Annotated in this window: 7 protein-coding genes; 1 reads left to right on the plus strand and 6 read right to left on the minus strand. The window is 33.2% G+C overall.

Annotated features, from left to right (window positions below):
- Window positions 1–11: 11 nt before the first annotated feature.
- From ACHRVZ_RS21280 to ACHRVZ_RS21290, 3 genes are all read right to left on the minus strand, one after another.
- Window positions 12–2,303 (minus strand): NADP-dependent malic enzyme, encoded by a 2,292-nt coding sequence (locus ACHRVZ_RS21280; RefSeq protein WP_395425036.1) that lies wholly within the window; start codon window positions 2,301–2,303, stop codon window positions 12–14.
- Between the two features lie 159 nt (window positions 2,304–2,462).
- Window positions 2,463–2,888, minus strand: coding sequence for a CBS domain-containing protein (locus ACHRVZ_RS21285; protein ID WP_395425037.1), 426 nt, complete (start codon window positions 2,886–2,888; stop codon window positions 2,463–2,465).
- 454 nt (window positions 2,889–3,342) lie between these two features.
- Window positions 3,343–3,585, minus strand: coding sequence for a helix-turn-helix domain-containing protein (locus ACHRVZ_RS21290; RefSeq protein WP_395425038.1), 243 nt, complete (start codon window positions 3,583–3,585; stop codon window positions 3,343–3,345).
- A gap of 298 nt (window positions 3,586–3,883) precedes the next feature.
- Here ACHRVZ_RS21290 and ACHRVZ_RS21295 point away from each other — a divergent pair, with 298 nt between their 5' ends.
- Window positions 3,884–4,225 (plus strand): hypothetical protein, encoded by a 342-nt coding sequence (locus tag ACHRVZ_RS21295; protein ID WP_395425039.1) that lies wholly within the window; start codon window positions 3,884–3,886, stop codon window positions 4,223–4,225.
- Window positions 4,226–4,329: 104 nt separating this feature from the next.
- On the opposite strand, the gene ACHRVZ_RS21300 is transcribed toward ACHRVZ_RS21295, so the two are convergent.
- The 3 genes from ACHRVZ_RS21300 to ACHRVZ_RS21310 all read right to left on the minus strand — a co-directional run.
- Complete coding sequence (locus ACHRVZ_RS21300; protein WP_395425040.1) at window positions 4,330–6,270, minus strand: OmpA family protein; 1,941 nt, start codon at window positions 6,268–6,270, stop codon at window positions 4,330–4,332.
- A gap of 10 nt (window positions 6,271–6,280) precedes the next feature.
- Window positions 6,281–7,192, minus strand: a complete 912-nt coding sequence (locus tag ACHRVZ_RS21305; RefSeq protein WP_395425041.1) for a type IX secretion system membrane protein PorP/SprF — start codon at window positions 7,190–7,192, stop codon at window positions 6,281–6,283.
- A 52-nt stretch (window positions 7,193–7,244) separates the two neighbouring features.
- The coding region (locus ACHRVZ_RS21310; protein ID WP_395425042.1) for a gliding motility-associated C-terminal domain-containing protein at window positions 7,245–9,574 on the minus strand (2,330 nt) is incomplete at its 5' end.

Below are 9,574 nucleotides of genomic sequence, written 5' to 3' on the forward strand. Positions count from 1 at the left end.
TCTTAGACCTACTATTGTGCTAATTTATTTTTTTTGTTTGCTTTTTCCTGAGCATCAATAACTGCAATTGCAGCCATATTAACCATTTCTTCAACACTTGCTCCTAATTGAAAAATGTGAACCGGTTTACCCATTCCCATCATAATTGGACCAATAGAATTTACTTTATATAATTCTTTTAATAATTTATAAGTAATATTTGCTGACTCTAAGTTAGGAAAAATTAAAGTATTAACCTTTTTACCTGCTAATTTAGAGAAAGGAAATTTTTCTTTAAGAAGTTCTGAATTCAAAGCAAAATCTGCCTGAATCTCTCCGTCAACAATCATTTCAGGATGATTTTTGTGCAAATATGCAACCGCTTCTCTTACTTTTGAAGCACTTGCGCTTGTCGATGATCCAAAGTTTGAGAATGAAACCATTGCAATAACTGGCTCAACACCAAACATTTTTGCTGTTTTAGCAGTCATAATTGCAATATTAATTAAATCTTCAGCAGAAGGATTTATATTAATTGCTGTATCTGACAAGAACATTGGCCCACGTGAAGTCAACATCATATTTGCTGTAGCAATTAATGAAGCTCCCGGTGCTTTTTCGATCAATTGCAACATTGGTTTTACAACTGTTGGGTAACTTCTTGTATGTCCAGTTACCAAAGCATCTGCTTCGCCTTCATTCACCATCATTGCTGCGAAATAATTTCTCTCGCGCATGAATTTTTGAGAATCAAGTAATGTAACTCCTCTTCTTTCTCTTGTTTCCCAGTATGAATTTGCAAATTTATTACGTCTTGGCGCTTCCTCATCCGTTTTAGGATCGATAATTTCAAGTTCAGCATCAAAACCTAATTCAGCTTTTAATTCTAAAATTACCTCTTTATTTCCTAATAAAATTGGAAAACCAATTCCGTCCTCGTGAACAATTTGTGCTGCTTTTAATACGTTTAATTGATCCGCTTCAGCAAAAACAATTCTTTTAGGATCTACTTTAGCACGGTTTGTAATTAAACGCACCATTTTATTATCGTTCCCCATACGTTCACGCAGTGCATCTTCGTAAGCTGCCCAATCTGTAATAGGATTTTTTGCAACTCCAGATTCCATCGCTGCTCTTGCAACTGCAGGCGCTACAACAGTAATCAATCTAGGATCGAATGGCTTAGGAATAATATACTCCTGACCAAAACCTAACTTCATTGCACCGTAAGCTACATTTACTTGCTCTGGAACTGGCTCTTTTGCCAAAATAGCTAAAGCTTTTACAGCAGCCATTTTCATTGCTTCGTTAATTTTGGTAGCTCTTACATCTAGTGCTCCTCTAAAAATATATGGAAAACCTAAAACATTATTTACCTGGTTAGGAAAGTCTGAACGTCCTGTAGCCATAATAACATCTTTACGAGTTTCTACAGCTAAATTATAATCGATTTCCGGATTTGGATTTGCCATTGCAAAAACAATCGGGTTTTCTTTCATTGTCAGTAACATTTCTGGCGAAAGAATATCTCCTGAAGATAATCCGATGAAAACATCTGCTCCGTTTACAGCTTCTGCCAATTCAATTTTAGCACCATCAACAGCATATTTTAATTGTAATTCTGATAATGAAGGATTGTCTTTTGTTAAAAGTCCTTTACTATTAAACATTAAAATATTTTTGACTTGTACTCCTAACAAAACATATAAATCTGTACAAGCGATTGCTGCAGATCCTGCACCAGAAACTACTACTTTTACATCTTCTGCTTTTTTTCCTGCTAATTCCAGTGCGTTGATTAAAGCTGCCGAAGAGATAATTGCTGTTCCATGCTGATCATCGTGCATTACAGGAATATCTAATTCTTCTACCAATCTTCTTTCTATTTCAAAAGACTCAGGCGCTTTAATATCTTCAAGATTGATTCCTCCAAAAGTTGGAGCAATATTTTTTACGGTCTGAATAAATTCTTCAATATTTTCTGTATTAACTTCAATATCAAAAACGTCGATATCAGAGAATATTTTAAACAACAATCCTTTTCCTTCCATTACTGGTTTAGAAGCTTCCGGACCAATATTTCCTAATCCTAAAACAGCAGTACCGTTTGAGATTACGGCAACTAAATTTCCTTTTGCTGTATATTTATAAACGTCATCTACGTTTGCTGCAATTTCTAAACATGGCTCTGCAACACCTGGCGAATAAGCCAAAGATAAGTCTCTTTGGGTTGCATATTTTTTTGTTGGAACTACCTGAATTTTTCCTGGAGTTGGTTCTGAATGGTACAGTAACGCTTCTCTTCTTTTACTCTCTTTGTTCATTTATTTTAGCTTTTATTCTAGCTTACAAAGATATAAGTCTTGTTTTAAAATGGAGTCTTTTTATGGTTTTCTTTTCTTAAAAATAAAATTCAGACGGTCCAAAAAAAATAGTCTAAGTAAATTTAGACTATTTAGTAAACCATATTATTTAAGTTTATTTTACTGCGATATATAAGAGTTTAGATGATGTATTGTGTCTTTTTGAATTTCAATAATCGCTTTAACTACATCACTTATAGAAATTATTCCTACTACAGTTTCGCCTTCTAAAACGGGTAAATGTCTAATTCTTTTAGTACTCATCAATTCCATACAATCTTCGATATTGTTTGAAAGTTTTACCGAAAAAACGTTGTTTTCCATAATCTCATGAACAAAAGTTTCTTTTGAAGATTTATCTTTTAAAACAATTTTTCGAGCATAATCCCTTTCAGACAATATCCCTTTTAAATCATTGTCATCAATAACAAGGATAGCACCTATGTTTTTTTCTCCCATCACTTTTAAGGCTTCATAAACCGTAGTTGTTGAAAGAACTGAATAAACATTTTTTCCTTTTGCGTTTAATATTTGATCTACAGTCATATCTGAAAAATTTTAATACTATAAAGTTAAAAAAAAATGAACACACACAACAACGAAATCGATTTTTTAAAATGTAACATATTCATTTTAAACAAAATAACCAATATTCTAAATTTTAAAAATATTAGTTTAAAAAGGCGAACGAATTTTAAGACTTTTTTGCGAAAAGCGCAGGGTTTTTGATGGTTTTAGATTTATTATAAATTAATTTTAATCAGGAGCTAATCCCGCTATTTGTTTCAATCTTTTACGTAACAGTATTTTCGTGTAGTTTGTCATTTCGACGAAGGAGAAATCACACTAGAAAATCTACGAAGAAAATCACCAATATTTGTCAATCAACGCGTGTGATTTCTCCTTCGTCGAAATGACAAGATTGTGGTATGATTTCGATAAAATGATGGATAACAAAAAACCCGACAGATTTTTAAAACCTGTCGGGTTTAGGGATGATTTATAAATTTTCAGAAAATATTTTATGTATTAAAATACTTGGTTCTATTTTCAATGCATCAGCTATTGAAAATAGTAAACTAATGGTAATGTTTTGTTCTCCTTTTTCAATCCGATAAATAGTTTTTCTATCAACATTGCACAATATTGCCAATTGTTGTTGGGCTATTTTTTCCTTTATTCTGAGCTCCTTAATCAGTAAACCTAATCTGACTATCTCTAACTTATATCTATTATTTTCCACAAATCAAATCTATCAAACTATCAGAAAAAAAGAATAGACATATATGTCCCGTTGCAAAATATAATCTTACATTTGTAAAAAATACTACACAACTCTACCGAATGGCAAACCCGACAGGTTTTAAAAACCTGTCGGGTTTAGGTTCGATTGCTTTTACCGTCATAATTTTATTAACACGAAATATATGTCGTGTTATTATTCCCTACTGTTTAATAGATTTGATTAAAAATAAACACAAGAAAATCACTATAATTTATACTATAGTATGTTGAAAATAAAAACAAAAAAATATCCTATTATGGAAACAAATGAAATCAAAAATTTAGAATATTTAAAAAAACTAACTACCCAACATTTTCAAACCTTAAAACCTTCTGATAACAAAACAGAAAGTTATACGGCTCAACTTAAGATTGTCAATTATTTTGAGTTGGGTTGCATTATTACCGACATGCTAAAATTGTGCATTTTGGCTCTGGATCACGAAGGTCCTAAAGTTTCAGGAACAATTAAAAATCAATCTATTAATGTAAGTCTAATTTTAGAAACTGTAGTACAGCTCATTCCTATGGATGAACTCGAATTTTTAAGTGACATTAGTGAGATGCTTGTCGCAGATTCTCAAATTGTCAGGGAATAAATAATTTGATTTTAAAATTAATCACATAACTTTTTAAGTATTCTATAAAAAACAAAAAGCCCTTTTCTAGTATTTAGAAAAGGGCTTTAAATTTGAAATATTTTTTACAAGTGTGTGATTACAAATTCACTTCTTCTATTAAGCTGATGTTCTTCTTCAGTACATTTTACGCCATCTGAGCATTGGTTTACCAATTGTGATTCTCCGTATCCTTTTGCTGTTAATCGGCTTGAGTCGATTCCTTTTTGAATTAACCAAGACATTGTCGATTTAGCTCTCTTGTCTGATAATATTTGATTATACTTAGCGGTTTGTCTGCTATCTGTATGTGAACGAATATCGAGTGTTAAGGTTGGATATTGTCTTAATATTTCGACAATTTTTTCTAACTGATAAGCTGATTCTTTTTTAATAGTAGCTTTATCTAAATCAAAATAAATAATAGGAATATCTAGCGTTTTAGCCAAATCTGTTCCTACGGTTATTTCTTTAACTCTTTTTTCTAACTGAATTAACAGAGTAGTTTTTCCTGATGTTTTTTGTATTGCTACCGGAACTTCTTTGCTTTCGTAATCAACTTTTGCTGCTCGAACGAAATAGTTTTTGCCACATTTTACGTTGGTAAAAATGTAATTTCCTTTTTCATCAGAAACTACGTTTGCAACGGGTTGAAAAGTTTCATCAAACAAAGCAACGGTTGCATTTGCAATTATTGCCTTTGTGTCAAAATCTGTAATTGTACCTATTAATTCTTGTTCGCAAGTAAGTTTTCGCTTTTCTGTAAATCGATAAATATCATCAAATCCATGTCCGTTGTCCCTATTAGAAGAGAAAAAACCATTTCGATTTTTACTGTTAATTATAAAAGCAAAATCGTCTTGTTTACTATTTATTGGTTCTCCAACATTTTGAATATCATCAAAAGTACCATTATCATTTATTTTTGAAACAAAAACATCAAGCCCGCCTAATCCGGGTCTACCATCTGTTGCGAAGTAAAGTTCGTTGTCACTTGATATAAAAGGAAACGTTTCTCTCCCTTCGGTATTAATTTTTGCGCCTAAGTTTTGCGGAGTTCCAAAAGTTCCATTATCGTTTATACTTACTTTAAACAAATCAGATTGTCCTAAAGTTCCAGGCATATCTGATGCAAAATATAATGTTTTTTCGTCAACACTTAATGTTGGATGTGCAACACTATATTGATCGCTATTAAACGGAAGTTCTTCAATATTCTTCCATACGCCATCGACCAGGTTTGCTTTGTACAATTTTAATAAAGTGACTTTCTTTTCGTCTCGGCCTCTTTTTCCGTTTAGAAAATTGTTTCTGGTAAAATACATTGTTCGTCCATCTTTTGTAAAAACAGGCGTTGACTCATTGAATTTTGTGTTTACTTTTTTCTGAAAGCGCTGCGGATTTCCCACACTTCCATCCGATTTTAATTCGGCAGTATATAAATTTGTAAAAGAACGATTTGTCCATTTAAAATTTTTCTTGGCAATTCCGCCTGTATCGCGCGCTGATGTAAAAACCAATTTATTATCAAAAATGGCACTTCCGTAATCAGAGTAATTAGAATTAATACCGGCATCGGCAATTTCAAATCGTCCTGAATTAGCCTTTATTTCTTCTAAGTAATTTTTATTACTTTCGAATAAAACACCTCTTTTATCTGTAGTTACTTGTTGATTGAATTTTTCCAGAATCGAATCTGCTTTAGCATAATTCCCAGCCGATTTTAGACATTGTGCATATCTGTATAAATATTCCGGTTCTTGCTTTTCGTTCATCGCAAACAATTCATCGTACCATTTTAAAGCTTTGACTAATTCTCCATTAAAATAATAGGAATTACCAAGGCGCTGAAACATTTTTTCGTCTTTGTACCCTTTGTTTGCTACACTTTCGTATACTTTTATGGCGTCTACATAAGCATATTTATCGTATTTATCATTTGCATAATTTATACTTGTAGTTTGTGCAATGGCATTTAAAAAGAATAATAGAAATAAGGCTGTATAATTTATTTTTTTGATTGTCATGGGGCGGCTTTTAGAAGAATCTTGGTGATGTAATTCTGTTATAATTATTAAAAAACTCAAAACGCAAGAAAATTTCATGCGAACCAGAATTGTATCTTCTTAAGTTTGTTGTTTCATGATCATAACCATACCCTATATATAAACCGTCTGTTACCTGAAATCCTGCCATTGCACTTAACGAGGCACTCCAGCGATATGCTAAACCTACCACAAACTTATCGTTGAACATGAAGTTTCCTGAAACATCAACTTGCAAGGGTGCTCCTTCTACCATTTTGGTTAATAGAGCAGGCTTGAATTTTATGTACTCTAAATGGTCTAAATTAAAGACGTAACCCGCCATGAAATAGTAATTTATTTTATCTTTAAAAATAGCGGTATCATTATCATCGAATCTATTTGTTTCGATAAAATTTGGAATTGACAATCCTAAATATGCTTTATCAGAATGCCAGTAAACTCCTGCACCAATATTTGGTGTTATTTTATTATTTAAATCTTGAAATTGCGGATCTCCCTGATCTTCCGGATTCAATTTATTTATATCTAAATTAAACATATTTGCTGTTGCTTTTATTCCAAAAGAAAGCTTGTATGTATCTGAAGTTGGAATGGTATATGATAAATCAGCAGATAAAGTGTTTTCATTTGTTGGTCCAATTTTATCATTTATCAAAGAAACTCCTAATCCTAAATTGCTGTTATTTAATGGTGTATTTATCGAAAAAGTACTTGTTTTAGGTGCTCCATCAAGTCCGACCCATTGCGTACGATATAACCCAAAAACACTTAATGCACCTCGAGAACCTGCATAAGCGGGATTTATCGCAATGGTATTATACATGTATTGCGTGTATTGTGCATCTTGCTGCGCCGAACACACAACCGAAAAAAACATGAATATTAAAATTATCTTTTTCATTTTAAAGGCTTTTAAAAAGCGACTTGGCGTAAACCAAGTCGCTCTGTCAGTTTTACTTGTTTATATATAAATAACCAGATTGTTCATGTGGATTTGACTCACTGTCTTTATATTTTAAAATATAAAAATAGGTTCCTACCGGCAATCCTTCGGATTGTTTAATAGTTGTACGTCCTGCTGAGAAACCTATGAAAGCACGATCTTCATTATTATAGTGATCAATATCGTACACTAAAACTCCCCATCGATTATAGATTTCTACAGTATTATCAGGATAACATTCCAGACCTTGTATATAGAATCTACTGTTTTTCTCATCTCCATTTGGTGAGAATGCATTAAAGACTTTTATTACACAACCATTTAAAGGCAGAACTGTAGGTTTATCCTCCATGTTGTTCTCGTCATCTGATTTATCTTCAACAACAACTCCTTTTTTACTGTTTCCTCTTACACTTGCTTGGTTACTAACACTTCCTCTGTTAATATCCGTTTGTGTAATTTTATAAGTAGCTGTAAAACTATGTTCATCAGATTCATTTACATCTAAATCAATTGGCTGTCCAGAAACTACCACACCCGGTAAAGGATCAGAAATCATAACTCCTGTTAACGGAACATTACCTGTGTTTGTCACTTTAAATTTGTAAGTGATAGTTTCGCCTGCATTTGCAACTCCGCTACCATTTTCATCATTAAAGACAGCTGTTTTGATTACCGCAATAGCTGGAACTTCAACAAAAACACTTAAAGTTGCAGTGCTACAATTCGTTTGATTTGCTTTCTCGCAAACTTGATACGTTAATGTATAACTACCTCCAGGCGTATTTGGTTTCACATTTACAGTTCCGTCTGAGTTAAACTCGAAATAAGAATTTTTTGGTGTATTTGTAAGGATAATATCAAGAGGATTAATTGGCAATCCTTTTAATAAATCATTATCTAAAACATTTATAAATTCAAGTGAACCATTTATACCATCAACATTTACTATACCGTCGTTGTTAAGAACGATTTTTATTAATGGTGTTATTGGCGGATCAGGATCTGGAGCGTTAACTACCGAAATCATTGCAACAGCTTCACTACAATTAGATCCGTTTAAAGCATCACAAATTCTATAAGTCAACTGATAATTTCCAGATGGCGTTCCTTGTTTTACTTCGATTGTACCATCAGCTTTTAAAATCAAATTAGGGTTTGGAACAGTAGTGGTTAAAACGACATCTGTAGGTTTAACTTTTTGTCCATTCAAACTATCATTATCAAAGATACTTGTTGTTGAACTATGTCCTTTACTAGTATCTATTGTTCCGGCATTGTCATTATTTGCAATTAAAACCGCACCAGTTACAGGAACATAACTTTTTACAGTCACACAATTTGATGGGTTTAAGAATTCGCAAATGCGATATTCAATCTCATAAATTCCTATTGGCGTTCCTGCATTTACTTTTACAGTTCCGTCTGCATTTAACGTTAAGCCTATTGGAACATTTACATTTGTCAAGATAACTCCCCCATTACTATTTTTGATAACAACCGGAATTCCGTTCAATATATCATTTTTCACTAATGAGAATGTAGTTCCTCCAATACTTCCATTGATTGGATCTGTAGTTTCAGTCAATGCATCGATATTTGATTTACCTACTACAATAACTGAAGTTACTTCATCACAATTACTTGGATTGGTTACTTCGCAGATTCTGTATGTCAGGTTATAGTCGCCTGCCGGTGTATTTGGAGCTACTGAAACTGTTCCGTCTGTATTCAGCGTTAAGCCTGCTGGCACGGTTACCGGAGTTAATTTTACGTCTCCAGGGTTTGTTCCAATTACTACATCAACTCCATTCAATTTATCGTTCAATGTTAATGCTGGAGTTTTTCCGCCTGTGTTACCATTGATCTCAGCTGTTTTCTCTGTTACGGCATCGATTGTTGGCTGACCTACCACAATGATTGATGTTACTTCATCACAATTACTTGGATTGGTTACTTCGCAGATTCTGTATGTCAGGTTATAATCGCCTGCCGGTGTATTTGGAGCTACTGAAACTGTTCCGTCTGTATTCAGCGTTAAGCCTGTTGGCACAGTTACCGGAGTTAATTTTACGTCTCCAGGGTTTGTTCCAATTACTACATCAACTCCATTCAATTTATCGTTCAATGTTAATGCTGGAGTTTTTCCACCTGTGTTACCATTGATCTCGGCTGTTTTCTCTGTTACGGCATCGATTGTTGGCTGACCTACTACAATGATTGATGTTACTTCATCACAATTACTTGGATTGGTTACTTCGCAGATTCTGTATGTCAGGTTATAATCGCCTGCCGGTGTATTTGGAGCTACTGAAACTGTTCCGTCTGTATTCAGCGTTA

The sequence above is a fragment of the Flavobacterium sp. FlaQc-57 genome, assembly GCF_044007395.1.
GTDB lineage: Bacteria > Bacteroidota > Bacteroidia > Flavobacteriales > Flavobacteriaceae > Flavobacterium.